We start from the raw sequence: 20346 nt of genomic DNA, 5'->3' as shown, positions 1-20346 counted from the left end.
TACCCCCCCCCCCCCCCCCCCCCCCCCCCCCCCCCCCCCCCCCCCACCACCCCCCCCACCCCCCCCCCCCCCCCCCCCCCCCCCCCCCCCCCCCCCCCCCGGCCCGTCAGGCTTTCGCCACCGAAACCGTCACCTTCGTCCCGTCGCCGACCGTGCCGGCGAAGCCCTCGGCCACCGGGCCGTAGGTCACCGACGTAGCCAGCGTCTCCGACGCCAGGAACTTCTCTTGCGCCTGCGCCGCCTCGACGACCTCGGCGGGCGCGTCGACTGTCAACGCGATCCGGTCGGCGACGTCGAGACCGGCGTCGCGACGCGCCTGCTGCACGACCCGGACCAGGTCGCGGACCAGGCCTTCGGCCGCCAGCTCCGGCGTGACCTCGGTGTCGACGAGGACCAGCCCGGACCCGCCGGGCAGCTCGGCCGCCGCGCCGCCGCCCTTGGCGACCAGCCGGCGCTCGTACTCGCTGTCGAGCAGCTCGATCCCGGCCGCGACGACCTTGCCGCCGACGAACGTCCAGTCGCCCGCCTTGACGGCCTTGATCACGGTCTGGACGTCCTTGCCCAGGCGCGGCCCGGCGGCACGCGCGTTCACCGCGACCTCGAACCCGCCGTGCGCGGCGACGTCGGTGGTCAGCTCGACCGCCTTGACGTTCACCTCGTCCCGCAGGATGTCGGCGAACGCGCCGAGCGTCTCGGCGTCCTCGGCCGCCACGACCAGCGAAGACAGCGGGAGCCGCACGCGCAGCTTGTTCGCCTTCCGCAGCGACAGCGCCGAGGACGCCACCTGCCGCACCCGGTCCATCGCCGTCACCAGCGCCGCGTCCGCGGGCAGGTCGAGCGCGTTCGGCCAGTCGGCCAGGTGCACCGAGCGGCCGCCGGTGAGGCCGCGCCAGACGACCTCGGTGGTCAGCGGCAGCAGCGGCGCCGTGACCCGCGACGTCACCTCGAGGACTGTGTGGAGCGTGTCGATCGCGTCCTGGTCACCCGCCCAGAAGCGGTCCCGCGAGCGCCGCACGTACCAGTTCGTCAGCGTCTCCAGGAAGTCCCGGACGGTCTGGCACGCGCCCGCGACGTCGTAGTGGTCCATCGCGTACTCGACGTCGGTGACCAGTTCGTGCGTCTTCGCGAGCACGTACCGGTCGAGCACGTTCGCCGAGTCCGTGCGCCACTTGCCTTCCACGCCTTCGGCGTTCGCGTACAGCGCGAGGAAGTAGTACGAGTTCCACAGCGGCAGCACGGCCTGGCGGACGGCGTCGCGGATGCCCTTGTCGGTGACGACCAGGTTGCCGCCGCGCAGGATCGGGCTCGCCATCAGGTACCAGCGCATGGCGTCGGAGCCGTCGCGCTCGAAGACCTCGTTGACGTCCGGGTAGTTGCGCAGCGACTTGGACATCTTGGCGCCGTCGGAGCCCAGCACGATGCCGTGCGAGACGCAGGTGCGGAACGCGGGCCGGTCGAACAGCGCCGTCGCGAGCACGTGCAGCAGGTAGAACCAGCCGCGGGTCTGCCCGATGTACTCGACGATGAAGTCGCTCGGGTAGTGGTGCTCGAACCACTCGGCGTTCTCGAACGGGTAGTGCACCTGGGCGTAGGGCATCGAGCCCGAGTCGAACCAGACGTCGAGGACGTCCGGGACGCGGCGCATGGTCGACTTCCCGGTCGGGTCGTCCGGGTTCGGCCGGGTCAGCTCGTCGATGTAGGGCCGGTGCAGGTTGTCCAGCCGGACGCCGAAGTCGGCCTCCAGCTCGTCGAGCGAGCCGTAGACGTCGGTGCGCGGGTGCTCCGGGTCGTCGGACTGCCACACCGGGATCGGCGTGCCCCAGTACCGGTTGCGCGAGACCGACCAGTCGCGCGCGTTCTCCAGCCACTTGCCGAACTGGCCGTCCTTGACGTTCTCCGGGTACCAGGTGATCTGCTGGTTGAGCTCGACCATCCGGTCCTTGAACTGCGTCACCGCGACGAACCACGACGAGACCGCGCGGTAGATCAGCGGGTTCCGGCAGCGCCAGCAGTGCGGGTAGGAGTGGTCGTAGGTCTCGTGCCGCAGCAGCACGGAACCCTGCTGCCCGGCCGAACCCGTGCCGTTCTTGAGGTCCCGGACGATGTTCGGGTTGGCGTCGAAGACCTGCTGGCCCTCGTAGTCGGGCACGGTCGCGTCGAACTTGCCGTGCGCGTCGACCGGCGTGACCGGGACGATCCCGGCGGCGTCGGTGACGACCTTGTCCTCTTCACCGTAGGCGGGCGCGATGTGCACGACGCCGGTGCCGTCTTCGGTGGTGACGTAGTCGGCGGCCAGCACGCGGTGCGCGTTCTCGGTCCCGGTGAAGTACGGGAACGGGGGTGCGTAACGGTTCCCGAGCAGCTGCGCGCCGGTGTAGCGCGCGACGACCGCCGGCTCCTCGCCGAGTTCACGGGCGTACGCGGCAACCCGCGCTTCGGCGAGCAGGAACCGCTTGCCGTCGCTCTCGACGACGACGTAGTCCACCTCGGGGTGCACGGCCGTGGCGAGGTTCGACGGCAGCGTCCACGGCGTCGTCGTCCAGATCAGCAGGTAGGTGCCGTCGAGCTCGTTGTCGTTGTCCTGCAAGCGGAAACCGACGGTGACGGCCGGGTCCTGCCGGTTGCGGTAGACGTCGGCGTCCATGCCCAGCTCGTGGTTGGACAGCGGCGTCGCGTCGCGCCAGCAGTACGGCAGGACGCGGTAACCCTCGTAGACGAGTCCCTTGTCCCACAGGCGTTTGAACGCCCACAGCACCGACTCCATGTAGGTGACGTCGAGCGTCTTGTAGTCGTTGTCGAAGTCGACCCAGCGCGCCTGGCGAGTGACGTACTCACGCCACTCGTCGGTGTAGCGCAGCACGGACTCGCGCGAAGCCTCGTTGAACTTCGCGATGCCCATCTCTTCGATCTCGGACGTCTCGGTGATGCCGAGCTGCCGCATCGCCTCGAGCTCGGCGGGCAGGCCGTGGGTGTCCCAGCCGAAGCGGCGCTCGACCTTGCGGCCCTTCATCGTCTGGTAGCGCGGCACCAGGTCCTTGACGTACCCGGTGAGCAGGTGGCCGTAGTGCGGCAGGCCGTTGGCGAACGGCGGGCCGTCGTAGAAGACGTACTCGTTGTCGCCGTTTTCGCCGGCGGGACGCGCGTCGATGCTCGCCTGGAACGTCCGGTCCGTCTCCCAGTAGGCGAGGACCTGCTTCTCCAGCTCGGGGAAGGACGGCTGCGACGGCACGCCCGCTCTGTCGTCGAGCTTGGCCTGGGGGTACATCCGGGGTGCTCCTCGGTTCGTCGCTCTCGTACGGACGACCGGCTCCCGGTCACCCACACGGGGACGAAACGCCTGGCGGCGCACCGCGGTACCACCCCGCTTGCCCGGCGGTGAAGCTGCCGGGCCGCTCGTTCGGCGGCTGTCACGGGCCGCACCCGTCCGGTTCTACTGAGAGCGTGACGCTCGGTTCTTCCGGAGGCTCCCCGGTGATGGCCGGATCGACGCCTTGCTGACACCAGGTTAACCGGCGCGCGCAACCGGGTTGTCACGAGGGGCTCGTACCCAGGCCAGCGTCACGCAGATCGCCGCCGGCCACAACGTCGCCGAGAGCAGGCCCGCCACGTGGAGGCCGCCGGCGAACCCGCCGCCCGCCACGGCGCCGAGCACCGCCGCCCCGAGCGCGCCGCCGGCCTGCCGGGCCGTGTTGTTGATCCCGCCCGCGACGCCCGCCCGCTCCGGCGGGATGCCGGCGACCGCGGCCGTCACCACCACCGCCGTCGTCAGCAGGCCCATCCCCGCGCCGAGCCCGAGCAACGTCGGCAGCAGAGCCGGGTAACCGCTGTTTTCCTTCAGCAGCACCAGGTTCAGCATCCCGAGTGCCCCGAGCGCCAGCCCGGTGACCATGACCGGCCGCGGCCCGAAGCGGCCGGTCAGCCGGCCCGCCACCGGCGCGAGCACCGAGAGCGGCAGGAACAGCGGCACCACCTCGAGGCCCGCGGTCAGCGGCGAAGCGTGGCGCACGCCTTGCAGGTACAACGTCAGCACGAGGATCGTGCCGATGCCGACGAAGTTCATCACCGCCGCGACGAAGTTCGCGCCCGCCGTCCGCCGGGCGACGTCGAGCGGCAGCATCGGGTGCGCCGAGCGGCGTTCGACGAGGACGAACGCGCCCAGCAGAACCACCGCCGACACCCCGGCGACGACGCTCCCGCCGATGACCGCGTAGACCCCGGCGCCGAGCGCGAGCGCGGCCGTCGCGATGCCGGTGACGTCGATCCGGCCCGGCCCGCGCTCGCCGCAGGGCAACAGCCGCCGGGTCGCGACGGCGGCCGCCAGCACGATCGGGACGTTGAGCCAGAACACCGGCCGCCAGCCCGCCGCGGCGACGATCGCGCCGCCCGAGGACCGGTCCCGCCGCCGGCGCCAGCGCCGACACCCCGGCCCAGATCCCGAGAGCCCGGGCGCGCTCGGCCCGTCCCGGGTAGGCGGTAGTGATCACCGCGAGGGTGCCCGGCAGCAGCAACGCGGCACCCAGGCCCTGGCCGGCCCGCGCGGCGACGAGCCACGGCACCGACCCGGCGAGCCCGCACGCGGCCGATGCCGCGCCGAAGAGCGTTAAGCCCGCGACGACGACCCGGCGATGTCCGAAGCGGTCACCGAGCGCGCCGCCGGTGAGCAGGAACGCGGCCAGGACGACCGCGTAGCCGTCGACGGTGACGTCCAGCTGCACCAGGAACATCCCGGCGCACAGGGTGAGCAGGAGCATGTCCCCAGTGGACCGCGGGAAACCTTCCGTCGCGGTGGAAGTGTGCCGGGGGCATCCTGGAGGCATGGAAGGCGACGCCGACATCGCCCGCACCGCCGCTGTGACAACCGGGGCTTCGCCCCGGGCCGGGGGCGCCGCCACCCGGAACCCCCGAAAGACCGGTGTTCGCGGACCCCGCGCGGGTCCGCGTGCTGCTCGCGCTCGGGGACGGCCGCGCGCTGGCGGCGTCCGTGCTGGCCGCCGAGGCCCGGCTCTCCGCCCAGGGCGTCAGCGCGCACCTGGCCAAACTGCGGGCGGCGGGGCTGGTCGTCGCCGAGAAGTCGGGACGGCACCGCTTCTACCGGCTGGCCGGCCCGGACACCGCCGAGCTGCTGGAGACGCTGGCGCGGTTCTCCCCCGCCCAACCGGTGACATCCTTGCGCGAAGGCACCCGCGCGGAGGCGTTGCGCACCGCGAGGACGTGCTACGACCACCTCGCCGGCCGGCTCGGGGTCGCCGTCACGACGGCGTTGCTCGATCTGGGTGCGCTGGCCGGGGCGGCCGACACGCGACGGCGACCGGATGACCGGATTTCGGCTCCCCTGCGCGAACACCCGTACACGCTGGGTCCGCGGGCGACCGAGGTGTTCGGCGCGCTCGGCGTGGATCCCGCCGCGGCGGCGGCCGGCCGCCGTCCGCTGCTGAAGTTCTGCTTGGACTGGAGCGAGCAGCGCTGTCGCGACCCGGTTCACCGACGCGGGCTGGGTGCGGCGGCGCGGTCAGGCGCACCGGGCCCTGCGGTTGACGCCGGAAGGCGCGCGGGAGCTGCGGGCCCGGCTCGGGGTGGCGAACGTCGCCTAGCGGTGCGCGGCGACGAGCGTCGAATCCGGGCTGCAGCGGTCACAGGGCGTGAAACCGAGCTGACGGGCTTCGCCGACGCCGATCGGGATGCGTTCGCGGCTGCCGAGCCAGACGCACGTGGTGAGGTGGTACCGCGGGTGCTCGTCGACGACCACGACTTCGTCCTCGAGATCGGCCAGCACCGCGATGTCCGCCGCGGAAGTCTCTTCCTCGCCGGGGTCGCCGTTGTCGGCCTTCTCCGGCGCGGCGGGTTCCGCCGCGACGTCGGCTTCGGAGGTGTCTGCCGGATCGCCCAGCTCACCGGCTGCCGGGATGAGGACGGTCTGCTCCGCCTCGGGCGCCTTCTCCGGTTCGGCGGCGGGCGCCGGCTCGGGTTCAGGTTCGGGTTCGGGTTCGACGGATTCGGCCGGTTCGGCCGCCGGCGCCGCGGACCGGCGGCGACGCCGGAGCCAGTCGGCGACCAGGATCAGCCCGGCCAGCACCGACAGGCCGATCGAAACCCACGCCCACAGCGAAGAAGCGGTGATGAGCGCGGTGACGAGCAACCCCAGAGCCGCCAGTACCAGGACCAGCACGATGTAAAGCACGCTGAATTACAGCACGAACGCGCCAAGATCGTCGGCTGACCCGCCCACGTGCGGTGCCGGATCGACTTCGAACCATGGCTCACCCCGCCGGCGCGTGCCGGCGGGGTGAGCCCGGTGGAAAATCAGCCCGCTTCGGCCCGCGGGCCGAACGAGTAACCCTGGCCGCCGCCGGACGAACCGGACGACTGGCCGGAGTTCGAGGACGCCGACGCCGGGGCCGCGGAGCCGCGGTCGTCGAGCTCGCGCAGCTGGGACTCGAGGAACCCGCGCAGCCTCGTGCGGTACTCCCGCTCGATGGTGCGCAGCTCTTCGATCTTCTTGCCCAGCCCGCCCTTCTCGGCGTTGAGGCTGTTCATCGTCTCGGTGTACTTGCGCTGGGACTCGCGCTCCAGCGTGGTCGCCTTGTCGCGCGCCTGGCGCTCCAAGGTCTCCGCCCGGGTCCGCGCGTCGTTCAGCATCGTGTCGACGCGGGTACGGGCCTCGTTGACCATCGAGTCGGACTTCGCCCGGGCGTCCGAGAGCAGCTGCTCGGACTTGGTGCGGGCCTCGGCCAGCATCCCGTCGGACTCGGTCTTCGCCTCGGCGGTCAGCCGGTCGGCCATCTCCTGAGCGAGCCCGAGGACCTTGGCCGCCTGCACGTTCGGCTCCGTGCTGTCGCCGACCATCGAGTGCGCCTGGGTCTGCTCCATGGCGGACTGCGGCGGCGGCACCGGCGCGAGGCGCCGGGACGGCTCTTCGCGCATCGGGGGCGCGGACTTGGCACTGTCGAGCTCGCCACGAGTCGACTCGAGCTCGGCGTCGAGCTGCTCCATCTGCTGGCGCAGCTCGTTGTTGTCCTCGATCAAGCGGGCCAGCTCGGTCTCCACCAGGTCGAGGAACGCGTCCACCTCGTCCTCGTTGTAGCCCCTCTTGCCGATGGGCGGCTTGCTGAACGCGACGTTGTGCACGTCAGCGGGGGTCAACGACATCAGATCACCTCACGCACTCCATGGCCTGCAGGTCCCTCCAAGTTCTTCCCCGATCAACTTGGAGTCGCCAGCTGCATCGCGAAGAACACAACCAGCAGCAGAACCATAATCGACAAGTCCAGTCCCACGCCGCCGATCCGAACCATCGGAATGATTCGCCTGAACAGGCGAACCGGCGGGTCCGTCACTGTGTAGATGGTCTCGAGCGTCACCGCAACCCCTCCGGCCGGATGCCACTCACGCGCAAAAGTCCGGACGAGTTCGATCACGATCCGCGCCGTCAGCAGCAGCCAGAAGGCGAACAGCACGTACCAGACGACCAGCCACACAGCTTCCACATACCTACTCTAACCGGGCGTCTCCGCAGAAGACGCAGTTGAGGGGGTCGACGCGGCATCGGGTCGACAAAATCACGTCTGCTTGCGCTCAGCGGTCCGCGCGACTTCAGCCCCGCAAGAATAATCCGCCCTCGGCAATCCGTCGGCGGTCTTCCGCCGTGACGTCCACATCGGGCGGTGAGAGAAGGAACACCTTGTTGGTGACCTTGTCCATCGACCCGCGCAGCGCGAACGCCAGCCCGGCGGCGAAGTCGACGAGCCGCTTGGCGTCGGCGTTCTCCATCTCGGTGAGGTTGATGATCACCGGGATGCCTTCGCGGTAGTGCTCGCCGATCGCCCGTGCCTCCACGTAGCTGGTCGGGTGCAGCGTGGTGATCCGGCTGAGCGGGTCGCGCATCGGCGGCCGGGCCGGCTCGGTGACCGGACGCAGGCGCGCCACCGGTTCCGGCTGCCGGTCGACCGCGAGCGCGCCGTGGACGGCGGGCTCGGACCCGACCACGGAGCGTGAACGGCTGCGGCTGACGGGCTCGTCGTACGTGTCGTCGACGTCGCGGTACCGTGAACGCGACGGACGCGGGGCCGGCTCCTCGTAGGAGTCGTAGTCGTCGTCGTAGCCGCGCCGGTAGTCGTCTTCGACGTCGTAGCCGTCGTCGTCCGCGGGCACCATCCCGAAGTAGGCCTTCAGCTTCTGCAGCGCGCTCATGCCTCTCCCTAGCCCTAGCCGCTCCCGCACGAAACGGTTTCTCACGCCGTCTGTGCCCCGTGCCGCCGACCACTAAACGTGACGACCGCGCGGGCTCCCTACGGCGAGGCTAAACCGCGTCCACCGAGCAACGCGGTTCCGACACGCACACACGTGGAGCCGTGCGTGATCGCCTGCTCGAGATCATGGCTCATCCCGGCGGAGACTTCTGCGGCATTCGGGTGATCTTTGCGGAGGGCCTCCCCCGCCCGGGCGAGCCGGTCGAAGGCCGCCGCCGGGTCCGCGCCGAGCGGCGCGACGGCCATCAGGCCACGGAGCCGCAGTTCACCCGTGTGAGTGACACGCTCGGCCAGCGCGCCGAGCTCGTCGAGCGGGCAGCCGCCGCGTTCCGGGTCGTCGTCGAGGCTCGCCTGGATCAGCACGTCGAGGGGTTCGTCACGTATCTGGGCGTCCCGGGCCGCACGCACCGCCTTCGCGAGCGCGTCGGCGAGCCGCGCCGAATCCAGCGACTGCACCTCCCGCGCCCACTCGACCACGGACCGCGCCTTGTTCCGCTGCAGCCGCCCGACCATGTGCCAGCGCAGGTCCGCGCCGGGGCGCAGCTCGGCGACTTCGGCCGCCTTCGGGCCGGCTTCCTGGTCGCGGTTCTCGCCGACGTCGGTCACACCGAGGTCGGCGAGCAGCGCGGCGTCGGCGGCGGGGAACGTCTTGGTGATCGCGACGAGCCTGACCTCGTCGCGGGCCCGGCCGGCGGCGCGGCACGCGGCGGTGATGCGCGCCTCGACCTCGGCCAGGTTCGCGGCCAGCTCGGCCTTCCGGTCGGTCATGCCTCGACCCAGGTGATGCCGGCGATCCGGCCGGTCGTGCCGTCGCGGCGGTAGCTGAAGAGCGTCTTGTCCTCGTTCGTGCACCGCGGGTCGACGCCGATCTTGCCGACGCCGAGGTCGGCGAGCTGCCGCCAGAGCCCGGCGCGCAGGTCGAGGCCGGGGGTTCCCTTGCGGGTCTTGCAGGCGCTGCCCGGGACGTGCTTCTCGACGTCGGCGGCCATTTCGGCCGGCACCTCGTAACAGTCGCCGCAGATGGCCGGGCCGAGCAGGGCTTCGATCCGCTGCGGCTCGGCGCCCGCTTCCCGCATGGCGGCGACCGCGGCCGGGACGACGCCGACCCGCGTGCCGACCCGCCCGGCGTGCACCGCCGAGACGACGCCGGCCTCGGCGTCGGCCAGCAGGATGGGGACGCAGTCGGCGACGAGCACCACGAGCGCGACGCCGGGCGTCGCGGTCACCAGCGCGTCGGTCGCCTCGGCGGCCTTCGTCTCGGAGCCGTCCACAGTGGTCGCCGTGCGGCCGTGGACCTGCTCCATCCAAGCCAGCTTGTCCTCGGCCAGGCCCAGCTCGCTCGCCAGGCGCTTGCGGTTGGCGAAGACGTTGCCCTCGTCGTCGCCGACGTGGTCCCCCAGGTTGAAGGTGTCGTACGGCGGCCGCGACGCGCCGCCCGCTCTGGTCGTGACCACTCGCCGCACTCGCATGCCTTCATCCTCCCAAACGCGGTGAAGGCCACCCCGAGGTCCTCGAGGTGGCCTTCACGAACAGCGGTCGAACTAGCGACGCATGAACGGCGGCACGTCGACTTCGTCGTCCGACGGGTCGTCGTGCACCGGCATCGCGCGCCCGGGCAGGCTGCCCTGGGTCGCGTTGGACCCCATCGGCGAGTAGCCGCGCGAGCCGCCGGGCTGCGGGAGCCCGCCGGTGTTCTGGCCGCCCGCCGACGGCAGCGGCGTGTGTGAGCGCGGCGGCGCGACCGGGTAGCCCGAACCCGACGCCGACGGCACCGGGGTGGCCCCCGACGGCGGGGTCGGCGGGTTCGAGACCTGGCCGGCCGAAGCCGACGCGGTGGTCGAGCGCGAGCCCGAGCCGAACGTCGACGGGTCGAGCTTCTTGTGCGTCGGCGCGCCGGCGTCGAAGCCGGCCGCGATCACCGTGACGCGGACCTCGTCGCCGAGCGAGTCGTCGATGATCGTGCCGAAGATGATGTTGGCGTCCGGGTGCGCGGACTCCTGCACCAGCGACGCGGCCTCGTTGATCTCGAACAGGCCCAGGTCCGACCCGCCCGCGATGGACAGCAGCGCGCCGTGCGCCCCGTCCATCGACGCCTCCAGCAGCGGCGAGTTGATCGCCTTCTCCGCCGCCTGGATGGCCCGGCCCTCCCCGCGCGCCGAGCCGATGCCCATCAGCGCGGAGCCCGCGCCGGACATGACGCTCTTGACGTCGGCGAAGTCGAGGTTGATCAGGCCCGGGGTGGTGATCAGGTCGGTGATGCCCTGGACACCGGACAGCAGCACCTCGTCCGCGGAGCGGAACGCGTCCATCAGCGAGACGCCGATGTCGCCGAGCTGCAGCAGGCGGTCGTTCGGGATCACGATCAGCGTGTCGCACTCGTTGCGCAGCGACTGGATGCCGTCCTCGGCCTGCTTGCCGCGGCGCTTGCCCTCGAAGGTGAACGGGCGGGTCACCACGCCGATGGTCAGCGCGCCCAGCTTGCGGGCGATCTGCGCCACGACCGGCGCGCCGCCGGTGCCCGTGCCGCCGCCTTCACCGGCCGTCACGAACACCATGTCGGCGCCCTTGATGACCTCTTCGATCTCTTCCCGGTGGTCCTCGGCGGCCTTCTGGCCGACCTCGGGGGCGGCGCCCGCGCCGAGGCCACGGGTCAGCTCGCGGCCGATGTCCAGCTTGACATCGGCGTCGGACATGAGCAGTGCTTGCGCGTCGGTGTTCACCGCGATGAACTCGACACCCTTGAGGCCGACCTCGATCATGCGGTTCACGGCGTTCACGCCGCCACCGCCGATGCCGACCACCTTGATCACCGCAAGGTAGTTGTGCGGGGGCGTCATCGAAGTCCGCCTTCCTGATCGTTGTGCCCGTACAGCCCGCCTGCGGATGATCAACTCTCAACCTAAACCCCAGATCGAGAGTTATGTCAACCGCCGACGTTAGGCAGGACGGTAGGCACCAGGCAGGCTCTAATCCAGTAGGCACGCCGTGTGTCGCAAAGGTGTTTTGCCACAACACGTTCGAGCGCGCAAGAGCGGGGAGCCGCGAGCACCGCCCCGGCCCGGTCTGCTATGGCTCCGGATCAGGCCGGCGCGGGCATGCTCATGAGCACGTCCGTCGGCGCCCCGCTGGGCGATCCGCCCGCCTGCTCGAGGCTCACCGCGAGGTGGTCCACCGCCCCGGCGCCGTCGGCCACGACCAGGCCACCGCCGTCGGCGGCGAGCACCCCGGCCGAGCGCGGCGCGGCCGTGCCGGTGATCAGCCAGGCCTCGTAGACCTTCCCGCCCGGCTGAGCCGGCAGGCCGGCGTCCATCACCATGACGCGGTTCAGCGACTTCGACGCGATGACCGTGACCCCGCCGCCGGTGGGCGCCTCGCCGTGCGCGGTCTTCGCGTCCGGCGCGGCGAGCAGGGCCGCCACCGGCTCGTACCGCTGCTGCGCCTGGTCGAGCCGGGTTTGTGCGGTGGTGAGCTGCTCCTGCTGGGTCAGCGCGATCCCGCCGAACACCCCGCCCGCGGCGAGCCCGACGACGGCGGCCGCGGCCGCCACGACGACCGCCCAGCGCGGGGCCCGCGCCGACCGGCGGTGCCGCTCGGACGCGCCCGGGCGCGTCCGCGGCGGTAGCTGGCGGGTGGCGTGCATGGCGGCCAGGACCCGGTCCTTGAACTCCGGCGGCGGCTCTTCGGCCATCGCCGCGCCCAGCCGGGCCGCGGTCGCGCGCAGCTCGGCGACCTCTTGGGCGCACGAGTCGCACTGCTCGAGGTGGCGGCTGAACTCCGCCCGCTCGAGGTCGGACACGGCGTCGAGCGCGAACGCGCCCGCCAGCGTGTGCATCTCCGGTGTGCTCACGCGGTCACCCCCAAACAGTCTCTGAGCCGGATCAGCCCGTCCCGCAGCCGCGTCTTGATGGTTCCTTGCGGCGTCGACAGCACTTCGGCCACCTCGCGATACGTATAGCCCTGGTAGTAGGCGAGCAGCACGGACTCGCGCTGCAGATCGGTCAGGAAGGACAGGCACCGGCGCACCTGGGAGCGTTCGAGCCGCGCGGTGACGGACTCGGCGACCTCGTCGAACGGCCGGCCGCGGGCGGCTTCGAAGGTCGCCTTCTGCTCCCGCTCGGTGCTGGCGCGCGCCGAGCGGACGCGGTCGACGGCCCGGCGGTGCGCCAGGGTCATCGCCCAGTTCAGCGCGGAGCCCTTGTCCGGCGCGTACCGCGTCGCGGTGCGCCAGAGCTCGACGAGCACCTCCTGGGCGACCTCTTCGGACTGGGCCGCGTCGCGCACGATCCGCCGCACGAGCCCGTAGATCGGCCCGGCCAGGTGGTCGTAGAGCAGCTCGAAGGCCCGCTCGTCGCCCTTGGCGACGCGGACCATCAGCTCTTCGGCCGTCGGGCCGGCGGGGGCCTCGACCGGGACCGGAGCCATGTGGCGTGCGCTGGCCGCCTCATCCATGCAGCTGTCCTCCGGCGTTCTGCGGGGTGCGCGCGATGACCGGCGCCTTCCGCAGCCACAAGGCGACGCCGTGGCGGCGGATCAGCGCGGACACCCGCTGCGGGAGCAGCGGCCGGGCCAGCACGAGCCGGACCAGCCACCGCGGGTTCACCGGGCGGCGAACTCCCCGCAGCGTAGCGACCAGCGGCGTCGAGCTCCCACGGCGCAACGCCACCGTGAGGTCGAGCAACGCTTCCGGGTGCGGCAGGCGCATCCGGTACTCGCCGTCCATCTCCTGGAACGGCGAGACGTAGAACTCCTTGGCCGCGCGGGCCCGGCCGGCCTCGTCGGGGTTCAGCAGGTAGGCGTGCCGGCCGCCGTAGGTGTTGTGCACCTCGGCGACGACGCAGACGAGCCGCCCGGCCGGATCGTGGCACCAGTAGACGCTGATCGGGTTGAACACGTACCCGAGCACCCGCGCGGCGGCCAGCATGACGACCTTGCCGCCGCGCAGGTCGACGTCGCGCTCGGCGAGCCACGCGTCCAGCTTCTCCCGGATCCCGCGCGGGTCGCTCGCGACGAAGTGGTCGCGGTGGTCGAACCGGGCGAACGGCCGCAGCCACCACGGCAGCCGCGGCGGCGCGTCCAGGTCCACCAGCCACAGGTACACGCGGTGCGCGAAGGAGTGCGGCGGGTCGATCCGCCGCACGTGCGCGACCGTGGCGTCGTAGAGCGCGTTCGTCACCAAGCGACTCCCAGGCTTTCGGCGGCGCGGGCCCCCGAAGAGCAGCCGTCCTCGTGGAAGCCCCAGCCGTGGTACGCGCCGGCGTAGGCGAGCACACCGTCGTTGAGCTCGGGCAGCCGTCGTTGCGCCGCAACGGATTCCGGGGTGTAGACCGGGTGCTCGTAGTGCATCTTGGCGACGAGGGCTTCCTTGCCGGTGCCCTCGCCGGGGTTGAGCGTGACGACGTAGCCGGTCGGCTCGTCGAGGCGCATCAGGCGGTTCATGTCGTAGCTGACCTGGACCGCGCCGGTCGGCGCGCCGCAGACCGGGGCCCGGTAGTTCCAGCCCGCGCGGGCGTCGGCCAGCGACGGCAGCACGCTGGTGTCGGTGTGCAGCCAGGCTTCGTTCTCGGAGTAGCGGAACGCGCCGAGCACCTCGCGTTCGGCCTCGGTCGGGTTGGCGAGCAGGCAGAGCGCCTGGTCGGCGTGCGTGGCGATGACGACCCGGTCGACGCGGTGCGGGGTGTCGGCGTCGTCACGGATTTCCACACCGCGGGCGGTCCGCAGCACCGAGCGAACCGGTGTGGACAGGTGCACGGCGGTGAGCTGCTTCGCCGCGCGTTCGACGTATTCGCGGGACCCGCCGACGACGGTCCGCCACGACGGCGAGTCCTTGACGCTCAGCATGCCGTGGTTGCGGAGGAACTCGAACAGGTAGCGCGCCGGGTACCGGAGCGTGTCGCTGCGGTCGGCGGACCAGACCGTCGAGACCACCGGAAGCATGAAGTGGTCGACGAAGTAGCGGGAGTAGCCGCCGATGGCCAGGAACGCGCCGAGCGTCACATCCCCGGCGTCCTTCGCGTCCAGCAGCCGCTTCGCGTGCCGGTGGAACCGCTTCACCTCGGCGAGCATGCGCACGTAGCGCGGGCGGACGAGGTTGCCGCGCTGGGCGAACAGCCCGGGCAGCCCCTTCGCGCCGGCGTACTGCAGGCCGCAGCCGTCGCAGCGGATGCTCATCGACATCTCGGTGTCGCGGGTGCGCACCCCGAGCTCGGCGAACAGCTTCAGCAGCGTCGGGTACGTGCGCTCGTTGTGGACGATGAAGCCCGAGTCCACGCCGATGGTGCCGCCGTGGGCGCTGGGGACGTCGTGGGTGTGCGCGTGCCCGCCGAGCCGGTCGTCGGACTCGAAGAGCAGGACCTCGTGCTTGCGTTGCAGCAGGTATGCCGCCGTCAGCCCGGCCACCCCGCTGCCGATGACGGCGATGCGTTCTCCCGTGATCTCCACACCGGTACTTCGCCGCCGGGCCACGCTTGGATTGGCTGTCACGGAGACCAATCCACGTCGCAGAGCGGAGCGAATCCCGGACATGCCGAACAGCACCGCGCACCGCCTCGCCTCGTTCGCCGAAAAGCTCCTCGGCGGGCAGCTCCCCGTCGGCCTCCGGACCTGGGACGGAACCCGCGCGGGCCCAGTGGACGCGCCCACCGTGGTCCTGCGCAACCGGCGTGCCCTGCGCCGCCTCCTCTACGCGCCGGGTGAGCTGGGTCTCGCCCGCGCCTACGTCACCGGTGACCTGGACGTCGAGGGTGATCTCGCCGACGGCTTCCGCCGGATCTGGGCCCTCACCCGCGCGGGTGAGCTCAACCGGGTGAAGCTCGGCCCGCGCGACTGGGCCGAGGCGGTCCGGCTCGCCGCGAAGCTCGGTGTCGTCGGCCTCCCGCCCAAGCCGCCCGCCGAAGAGGCCCGGCTGACCGGCAAGCTGCACAGCCTGCTGCGTGACCGGTCCGCGATCGCGCACCACTACGACCTCAGCAACGCCTTCTACCAGCTGCTGATGGACGAGTCGATGGCGTACTCCAGCGCGTACTTCACCTCCGAGTCGCGAAGCCTCGAGGAGGCGCAGCACGACAAGCTGGAGATGATCTGCCGCAAGCTGGGCCTGCGCCCGGGCATGCGGCTGCTCGACATCGGCTGCGGCTGGGGCTCGCTGCTGGTCCACGCGGCCAAGCACCACGGCGTGCACGCCGTCGGCATCACGCTCTCGGCCGAGCAGCTGCAGCACATCCGCGGCCGGCTCGCCCAGCACGACCTCGAAGACCGCGTCGAAGTGCGCCGCCAGGACTACCGCGAGCTGCCGGACGCGCCGTTCGACGCGGTGGCCTCGATCGAGATGGGCGAGCACGTCGGCGAGGTGAACTACCCGACTTACACCGCGACGCTGCACAAGATGGTCAAGCCCGGCGGGCGGGTGCTGATCCAGCAGATGTCTCGCGGCAACGTCGCCCCCGGCGGCGGCGCGTTCATCGAGCGCTACATCGCCCCCGACATGACCATGCGCCCGGTCGGCCGGACGGTCGACCACCTCGAAACCGCGGGCCTCGAAGTGCGGGACGTGCACGCCATGCGCGAGCACTACGTGTGGACGGTGCGGGCCTGGGCCGACACTCTGGAGGAGAACTGGGCCGACGTCGTCGCGCTCATCGGGGAGACGGGCGCGCGCGTCTGGCGGCTCTACCTGGTGGGCGGGGCGCTGGCGTTCGAGGAGAACCGGATGGGTGTGGACCAGATCCTGACCGTGCGGCCGCACGCCGACGGCACGAGCGGGATGCCGGCGACACGGGAGTGGAACTGATGCCGCTCGGGAGCACGTTGCTGGTCACCGGCGGCGTCACGCTCGTGGCGGTGCTGGCGACCTTCGCGATCGCGCGGGCGCGCAAGCGCTACGACACGGTCGACACGTTCTGGGGGCTCGGCTTCGCGATCGTCGCGCTCGCCGCGTTCCCCTTCGGCGACGGGCCGCTGACGCTGCGGCTGGTGGTGCTGGTCCTGACGGTCGTCTGGGGCGGGCGCCTTTCGCTGCACCTGCACCTGCGCAACCACAAACTGCCCGAAGACCCGCGGTACGCGCGGATGGGCCAGGCGCCGCTGCGGATGTTCGTCCGCGTGTACCTGTTCCAGGGCGTGGTGCTGTACTTCGTCTCGCTGCCGGTGCAGTTCGCCATGTACGGCACCGGGTTCGGCGTCCTGGGCTGGCTCGGCGTCGCCGTGTGGCTGGTCGGGTTCGGGTTCGAAACGGTCGGCGACGAGCAGCTGCGCCGGTTCAAGGCCGACCCGTCGAACCGCGGCAAGGTCCTGGACACCGGGCTCTGGCGCTTCACCCGGCACCCGAACTACTTCGGCGACGCGTGCGTGTGGTGGGGCCTGTACCTGCTGGCCTGCTCGACGTGGCCGGGCGCGCTGACGATCCTCTCCCCCGTCGCGATGACCTTCACCCTCGCCCGCGGCACGGGGAAGCCCATGCTGGAGAAGGGCATGGCGAAGACCCGCCCGGCGTACGCGCACTACGTCGAGCGGACCAGCGGCTTCTTCCCGTTGCCGCCCAAGAAGGTCACTCCCCGGTGAGGCCGTCGGTCAGCTCGCGCAGGACGTCGAGGTGGCCGACGTGCCGGGCGGTCTCCTCGATCATGTGCGTGAGGACCCAGCGGACGTTGAAGGTCTCGTCCTTGTGCGTCACTTCGTCGTCCAGGCCGTGGTTCGTGACGATCTCACGGCTGCGGGCGCACTGCTTTTCGTAGTCGGCGAGCAGCGTTTCGAGGGTCGCCTCGGGCGGGACGCGGAACTCGGCGTCCGGGTCCTGCTCGAGCTTCGCCGCCCAGGTGTCCTCCTCGCCGTCGACGACCACGGCGAACCAGAACCACTCGTTGAGCGTGAGGTGCGCGAGCAGGCCGGCGACGGTGGTCAGCTCGCTGGGCAGGTGGGCGCGGCGGATCTGCTCTTCGGTGAGCCCCTGGCTCTTCCACGCGACGGTGGCGCGGTGGTAGTCGAGCAGGCTGGTCAGGATCTCGCGCTCGCCGCCGGTGAGCGGCACCTTCGGGCGTTCGGGTCGGGTCATGGGACGGAGTCTGCCAGGAGTCACCGACAGTTTTTCGGGAATACCTTGCACGCGATGTAATCGTGGGCTAGGTTTACGGGCGTGCCGGATGAGTTCCTCTTGGACGAGCAAGCCTGCTTCGCGCTCTACGCGGCGTCGCGCGCGGTGACGGACACCTACCGTCCCCTGCTCGGCGAGCTGGGTCTCACCTACCCGCAGTACCTGGTGCTGCTGGTGCTGTGGGAGTCCGACGACCGGCCGGTCAAGGAGATCGGCGAGGCGCTGCACCTGGACTACGGCACGCTTTCCCCGCTGCTCAAACGACTCGAGGCGAACGGGCTGGTGACGCGGGCGCGGTTGCCCGCGGACGAACGCACCGTGGTGGTCGGCCTGACCGAGGAGGGCACGGCGATGCGCACACGCGCCGCCGCCGTCCCCTCGGCCATCGGCTGCGCACTGGGCCTCGACGACACCGAGCGGCGGGAACTGATCACCACGCTGCGGCGGCTGACGGCGTCGGCCACCGCGTACACCCATGGAGGCTCCGATGCCCAGCCGTGACGCGACCACCCACTGGACCGGCGGACTGCAGAAGGGGTCGGGCGAAGTCACGCTCGACTCGTCCAACGCCGGCACGTTCTCCGTCTCGTTCCCGACCCGCGCGGGCAACCCGGACGGCCAGACGAGCCCAGAGGAGCTCATCGCGGCGGCCCACTCGTCGTGCCTGGCGATGAACCTGTCGGGCGTGCTGGAGGCCGAAAAGCTGACGGCGGACTCGATCGACGTGAGCGCAGAGGTCACCCTCGGCCCGGCCGCCGGCGGCGGCTTCGAGATCAGCGGCATCGCGATCACGCTGCGGGCGTCCCTGCCCGGCGTGTCGGCGGAGCAGTTCGCGAAGTACGCGGAGACGGCGGAGAAGACGTGCCCGGTGTCGAAGGCCCTGTCGGGCACGACGATCACGCTGGACGCGGCGCTCAACTGACGCCGGTGCGAGCGGCCCCCTCCTTTTGGCCGAGGGGGCCGTTTCGCGTCAGTGCGTGAACTTGGCGAGGTGCTTGCTCACCCAGGCGCGTCCGAAGTCCGCCAGCGTGGAGCCGGCCCAGCGCCCGGCGATCCGGACATCGGTCCACAGGGTCATTTTCGACCCGGCCAGGGATCCGTGGCTGATGTGGACCACCGAGGCACCTTCGGCCCAGCAGAAGACGAAGTGCGCGTACATGTACATCCATACCCGGCACCCTGACGCGTCCACCGCCTCCACCGGTCCTTCGGCGGGATAGGGAGCGCGGTAGAGGGTCTGCGTCCGTGCGCCGAAACGAAATTCTTCGGGGACGAAACCCGGCCTCAGCAGCGGGTCAGTCTTCGACAATGGTGATCGTGCCGGTGCCATCGCAGCTTCCGCAGCCCTTTCCCTTGCAGTCACCGCAAGCGCGAGTGATGTTCTCCATTACTCGAAGATATGATCGAGCAATCGGCGACGCCAGACCTACTCGCGAATGCGCATCGACTTACCCGGCGCTGCCAGAACGCTCCGCTCGCCGAAAATCGTCGGCGATCGACTGGAGGAATTCGACCGCCTCGTCACCCTGGTACGCCTGAGAGCGAAAGTTTCGAACAATTCGGCGTGGTATGCGACGTCCTGCGGATCGCGCAACGCCACGGTGCCGGAGAACAACTCGACCGTCACCAACCGCTCGTCGTAGACGACGAAGATGTTCAGCGGAGACGCCAAGACCTCGGCCGCCTGGGGAACAACCGAGATGTCGACGTTTTCCCGTTCGGCCGTCGCAAGGAGGTTCGCCGCCTGGCCGACCATCACCGAAAGCGGCGCCCGCCGCCAGCGGACCGCTTGCTCGGTCAAGACGAACTTGAACTGCCGATCAACGTCGTCGAGAACCCGTTGCCAGGCCAACCGGGCCTCGACCATCTTGTCGACGTCTCGGCCCGGCCGCCCCTTCATCGTCGAGGTGAGCACCTGGCGCGCGTAGTCCGGCGTCTGGAGCAATCCACTCGGGATGGCGGGGAGGAACTGCCGGACCAGCCGGGACGACTCGTGCAACGCCTTGATTTCCAGCTGACCACGCCACAATCCGGTGCGCGCCAAGGATCGCCACGACGTATAGCCGACGTTCGCGACACGAGCGAGGGCTACGAGCCTTTCGGCGGCTTCATCGGGAACAGCCAGCGCCGCGACGATCTGTTCGACATCGATCACCGAGGCAAGCACCTTGCCCGTCTCGATGCGGCTGATCTTCGCCTGGCTCATCGCGCAGCGGGCAGCCAGCCGTTCGCCCGAAAGACCAGCGGCCCGACGCAACTCCCGAAGCATCTCCGCCAGCGTCGCGCGCTGCTCATCCTGCCGACCCGGCTCCAGCATCCCACTCGCCAAACGGCACCCCGTGACTCAAAGCTACGTCTCGCCAGCCGTGATATTTCCCCAAATCGGGATCCTCCACCAGCTCAGCACCGACAAAAGTGCCATCGGGATGATAATCGAGGCGCACAACCGTCGCGCTGTCGAAGAGCCAGAAATCCTGAGCCGGTAGCCCCCAGTCGCTCGCCGTGATATCGACCATCCGGTAGTCTTCACCGGCAGCCGTATTTCCCGGTATGCCCCAGGCGCACTGATAACGAAGGTAGTCCGTCAACGGACGGCGAACCAGCTTGGCGCGTTGGACAGTTCGCCCGGATGTGACGATCGCCGCGATCCGTCCGCGCCATGCCGCGTTGTGCTCGGGAGGTTTCTCACCACCGGCCAAGAACAGCTCGAAGTTCGGCCGCTCGGCCGGCATCGTGTAGATCTGTCGCACCTCCAGGCGGAACGCCGACGAGGTGAACTCGTCGAAGTACTTCTTCCCCCACTCAGCGCCCAAGCGCACGCAATGCCTCCTCGACCAGGTTCACCGACAACTCGACAGCCTGCTCGCCCGGTCCGAAGACCAGTCCCGCGGCAGCCGGCACCGCATCACCTTGCACCACGAGCGTGTTGCGGTCCGACAGATAGACGTTCGGGCACGTCCCATCGTCGCACGTTCCGGCAAGCTTCCTGAGCTTCATGGTCATCACGGTAAGGAC

Annotated in this window: 22 protein-coding genes and 2 pseudogenes; 5 read left to right on the top strand and 19 right to left on the bottom strand. The window is 70.7% G+C overall.

Going from position 1 to position 20346, the window contains the following annotated elements:
* Positions 1–106 precede the first annotated feature (106 nt).
* From ileS to ACZ61C_RS23290, 3 genes and pseudogenes are all read right to left on the bottom strand, one after another.
* Positions 107–3265: an isoleucine--tRNA ligase gene (gene ileS, locus ACZ61C_RS23300; protein WP_465309899.1), complete on the bottom strand. Its 3159-nt coding sequence runs from the start codon at positions 3263–3265 to the stop codon at positions 107–109.
* 240 nt (positions 3266–3505) lie between these two features.
* Positions 3506–4348 carry an MFS transporter gene (locus tag ACZ61C_RS23295; protein WP_465309898.1) on the bottom strand — a complete coding sequence of 281 codons (843 nt, stop codon included), beginning with the start codon at positions 4346–4348 and terminating at the stop codon, positions 3506–3508.
* Between the two features lie 94 nt (positions 4349–4442).
* Positions 4443–4724, bottom strand: a pseudogene (locus tag ACZ61C_RS23290) (MFS transporter); the annotation flags it as partial.
* A 91-nt stretch (positions 4725–4815) separates the two neighbouring features.
* Here ACZ61C_RS23290 and ACZ61C_RS23285 point away from each other — a divergent pair.
* Positions 4816–5591, top strand: a pseudogene (locus tag ACZ61C_RS23285) (ArsR/SmtB family transcription factor).
* On the opposite strand, the gene ACZ61C_RS23280 reads toward ACZ61C_RS23285, so the two are convergent.
* From ACZ61C_RS23280 to ACZ61C_RS23230, 11 genes are all read right to left on the bottom strand, one after another.
* Positions 5588–6178: a hypothetical protein gene (locus ACZ61C_RS23280; protein ID WP_465309897.1), complete on the bottom strand. Its 591-nt coding sequence runs from the start codon at positions 6176–6178 to the stop codon at positions 5588–5590. The pseudogene ACZ61C_RS23285 and the gene ACZ61C_RS23280 sit on opposite strands and share 4 nt — an antisense overlap.
* Before the next feature lie 122 nt (positions 6179–6300).
* Positions 6301–7146, bottom strand: a complete 846-nt coding sequence (wag31, locus tag ACZ61C_RS23275; RefSeq protein ID WP_465309896.1) for a DivIVA-like cell division protein Wag31 — start codon at positions 7144–7146, stop codon at positions 6301–6303.
* A 53-nt stretch (positions 7147–7199) separates the two neighbouring features.
* Positions 7200–7475, bottom strand: a complete 276-nt coding sequence (locus tag ACZ61C_RS23270; protein WP_072477845.1) for a YggT family protein — start codon at positions 7473–7475, stop codon at positions 7200–7202.
* 115 nt (positions 7476–7590) lie between these two features.
* On the bottom strand, positions 7591–8187 hold the full coding sequence (locus ACZ61C_RS23265; protein ID WP_465309895.1) for a cell division protein SepF: 597 nt from the start codon (positions 8185–8187) through the stop codon (positions 7591–7593).
* Between the two features lie 98 nt (positions 8188–8285).
* Positions 8286–9014, bottom strand: coding sequence for a YggS family pyridoxal phosphate-dependent enzyme (locus tag ACZ61C_RS23260; protein ID WP_465309894.1), 729 nt, complete (start codon positions 9012–9014; stop codon positions 8286–8288).
* Entirely contained in the window at positions 9011–9715 is a 705-nt protein-coding gene (gene pgeF / locus ACZ61C_RS23255) for a peptidoglycan editing factor PgeF (RefSeq protein ID WP_465309893.1), read from the bottom strand. Before pgeF ends, ACZ61C_RS23260 begins: the two co-directional genes overlap by 4 nt.
* Positions 9716–9787: 72 nt before the next feature.
* On the bottom strand, positions 9788–11083 hold the full coding sequence (gene ftsZ / locus ACZ61C_RS23250; RefSeq protein ID WP_465309892.1) for a cell division protein FtsZ: 1296 nt from the start codon (positions 11081–11083) through the stop codon (positions 9788–9790).
* A 242-nt stretch (positions 11084–11325) separates the two neighbouring features.
* Positions 11326–12093 carry an anti-sigma factor gene (locus tag ACZ61C_RS23245; RefSeq protein WP_465309891.1) on the bottom strand — a complete coding sequence of 256 codons (768 nt, stop codon included), beginning with the start codon at positions 12091–12093 and terminating at the stop codon, positions 11326–11328.
* The gene (gene sigK / locus ACZ61C_RS23240) at positions 12090–12695 is read right to left on the bottom strand and encodes an ECF RNA polymerase sigma factor SigK (RefSeq protein WP_465309890.1); all 606 of its coding nucleotides are present in this window, start codon (positions 12693–12695) and stop codon (positions 12090–12092) included. Before sigK ends, ACZ61C_RS23245 begins: the two co-directional genes overlap by 4 nt.
* Positions 12688–13422 carry a DUF1365 domain-containing protein gene (locus ACZ61C_RS23235; protein ID WP_465309889.1) on the bottom strand — a complete coding sequence of 245 codons (735 nt, stop codon included), beginning with the start codon at positions 13420–13422 and terminating at the stop codon, positions 12688–12690. Before ACZ61C_RS23235 ends, sigK begins: the two co-directional genes overlap by 8 nt.
* Positions 13416–14684: an NAD(P)/FAD-dependent oxidoreductase gene (locus ACZ61C_RS23230; protein WP_465309888.1), complete on the bottom strand. Its 1269-nt coding sequence runs from the start codon at positions 14682–14684 to the stop codon at positions 13416–13418. Before ACZ61C_RS23230 ends, ACZ61C_RS23235 begins: the two co-directional genes overlap by 7 nt.
* 82 nt (positions 14685–14766) lie before the next feature.
* On the opposite strand from ACZ61C_RS23230, the gene ACZ61C_RS23225 reads away from it, so the two are divergent.
* Together ACZ61C_RS23225 and ACZ61C_RS23220 are read left to right on the top strand one after the other, a co-directional pair.
* Positions 14767–16032: a class I SAM-dependent methyltransferase gene (locus ACZ61C_RS23225; RefSeq protein ID WP_465309887.1), complete on the top strand. Its 1266-nt coding sequence runs from the start codon at positions 14767–14769 to the stop codon at positions 16030–16032.
* Positions 16032–16802: a DUF1295 domain-containing protein gene (locus ACZ61C_RS23220; RefSeq protein WP_465309886.1), complete on the top strand. Its 771-nt coding sequence runs from the start codon at positions 16032–16034 to the stop codon at positions 16800–16802. Before ACZ61C_RS23225 ends, ACZ61C_RS23220 begins: the two co-directional genes overlap by 1 nt.
* On the opposite strand, the gene ACZ61C_RS23215 is transcribed toward ACZ61C_RS23220, so the two are convergent.
* Positions 16789–17292, bottom strand: coding sequence for a DinB family protein (locus ACZ61C_RS23215; RefSeq protein ID WP_465309885.1), 504 nt, complete (start codon positions 17290–17292; stop codon positions 16789–16791). The genes ACZ61C_RS23220 and ACZ61C_RS23215 overlap by 14 nt on opposite strands.
* A gap of 81 nt (positions 17293–17373) precedes the next feature.
* On the opposite strand from ACZ61C_RS23215, the gene ACZ61C_RS23210 reads away from it, so the two are divergent.
* A complete protein-coding gene (locus ACZ61C_RS23210; RefSeq protein ID WP_465309884.1) occupies positions 17374–17832 on the top strand; it encodes a MarR family winged helix-turn-helix transcriptional regulator in 459 nt (152 codons plus the stop codon).
* Positions 17819–18253 (top strand): OsmC family peroxiredoxin, encoded by a 435-nt coding sequence (locus ACZ61C_RS23205; protein ID WP_465309883.1) that lies wholly within the window; start codon positions 17819–17821, stop codon positions 18251–18253. Before ACZ61C_RS23210 ends, ACZ61C_RS23205 begins: the two co-directional genes overlap by 14 nt.
* Positions 18254–18301: 48 nt before the next feature.
* On the opposite strand, the gene ACZ61C_RS23200 is transcribed toward ACZ61C_RS23205, so the two are convergent.
* From ACZ61C_RS23200 to ACZ61C_RS23185, 4 genes are all read right to left on the bottom strand, one after another.
* Positions 18302–18496, bottom strand: coding sequence for a hypothetical protein (locus tag ACZ61C_RS23200; RefSeq protein ID WP_465309882.1), 195 nt, complete (start codon positions 18494–18496; stop codon positions 18302–18304).
* Positions 18497–18757: 261 nt separating this feature from the next.
* Positions 18758–19648: a Scr1 family TA system antitoxin-like transcriptional regulator gene (locus ACZ61C_RS23195; RefSeq protein WP_465309881.1), complete on the bottom strand. Its 891-nt coding sequence runs from the start codon at positions 19646–19648 to the stop codon at positions 18758–18760.
* Positions 19623–20150 (bottom strand): DUF6879 family protein, encoded by a 528-nt coding sequence (locus tag ACZ61C_RS23190; protein WP_465309880.1) that lies wholly within the window; start codon positions 20148–20150, stop codon positions 19623–19625. Before ACZ61C_RS23190 ends, ACZ61C_RS23195 begins: the two co-directional genes overlap by 26 nt.
* Positions 20134–20328, bottom strand: a complete 195-nt coding sequence (locus tag ACZ61C_RS23185) for a hypothetical protein (RefSeq protein WP_364382853.1) — start codon at positions 20326–20328, stop codon at positions 20134–20136. The genes ACZ61C_RS23190 and ACZ61C_RS23185 overlap by 17 nt, the downstream gene beginning before the upstream one ends.
* Positions 20329–20346 lie beyond the last annotated feature (18 nt).

It is taken from the genome of Amycolatopsis sp. NPDC104587 (genome assembly GCF_055583645.1).
This window is presented reverse-complemented; position numbering and strand designations above follow the sequence as displayed.

Coding starts and splice junctions, on each gene's coding strand:
- ACZ61C_RS23205 (WP_465309883.1), top strand. CDS start 17,819: ATGCCCAGCCGTGACGCGACCACCCACTGGACCGGCGGACTGCAGAAG.
- ACZ61C_RS23215 (WP_465309885.1), bottom strand. CDS start 17,292: ATGACCCGACCCGAACGCCCGAAGGTGCCGCTCACCGGCGGCGAGCGC.
- ACZ61C_RS23225 (WP_465309887.1), top strand. CDS start 14,767: ATGCCGAACAGCACCGCGCACCGCCTCGCCTCGTTCGCCGAAAAGCTC.
- ACZ61C_RS23185 (WP_364382853.1), bottom strand. CDS start 20,328: ATGAAGCTCAGGAAGCTTGCCGGAACGTGCGACGATGGGACGTGCCCG.
- ACZ61C_RS23220 (WP_465309886.1), top strand. CDS start 16,032: ATGCCGCTCGGGAGCACGTTGCTGGTCACCGGCGGCGTCACGCTCGTG.
- sigK (WP_465309890.1), bottom strand. CDS start 12,695: ATGGATGAGGCGGCCAGCGCACGCCACATGGCTCCGGTCCCGGTCGAG.
- ACZ61C_RS23195 (WP_465309881.1), bottom strand. CDS start 19,648: ATGCTGGAGCCGGGTCGGCAGGATGAGCAGCGCGCGACGCTGGCGGAG.
- ACZ61C_RS23260 (WP_465309894.1), bottom strand. CDS start 9,014: ATGACCGACCGGAAGGCCGAGCTGGCCGCGAACCTGGCCGAGGTCGAG.
- ftsZ (WP_465309892.1), bottom strand. CDS start 11,083: ATGACGCCCCCGCACAACTACCTTGCGGTGATCAAGGTGGTCGGCATC.
- pgeF (WP_465309893.1), bottom strand. CDS start 9,715: ATGCGAGTGCGGCGAGTGGTCACGACCAGAGCGGGCGGCGCGTCGCGG.
- ACZ61C_RS23265 (WP_465309895.1), bottom strand. CDS start 8,187: ATGAGCGCGCTGCAGAAGCTGAAGGCCTACTTCGGGATGGTGCCCGCG.
- wag31 (WP_465309896.1), bottom strand. CDS start 7,146: ATGTCGTTGACCCCCGCTGACGTGCACAACGTCGCGTTCAGCAAGCCG.
- ileS (WP_465309899.1), bottom strand. CDS start 3,265: ATGTACCCCCAGGCCAAGCTCGACGACAGAGCGGGCGTGCCGTCGCAG.
- ACZ61C_RS23200 (WP_465309882.1), bottom strand. CDS start 18,496: ATGTACATGTACGCGCACTTCGTCTTCTGCTGGGCCGAAGGTGCCTCG.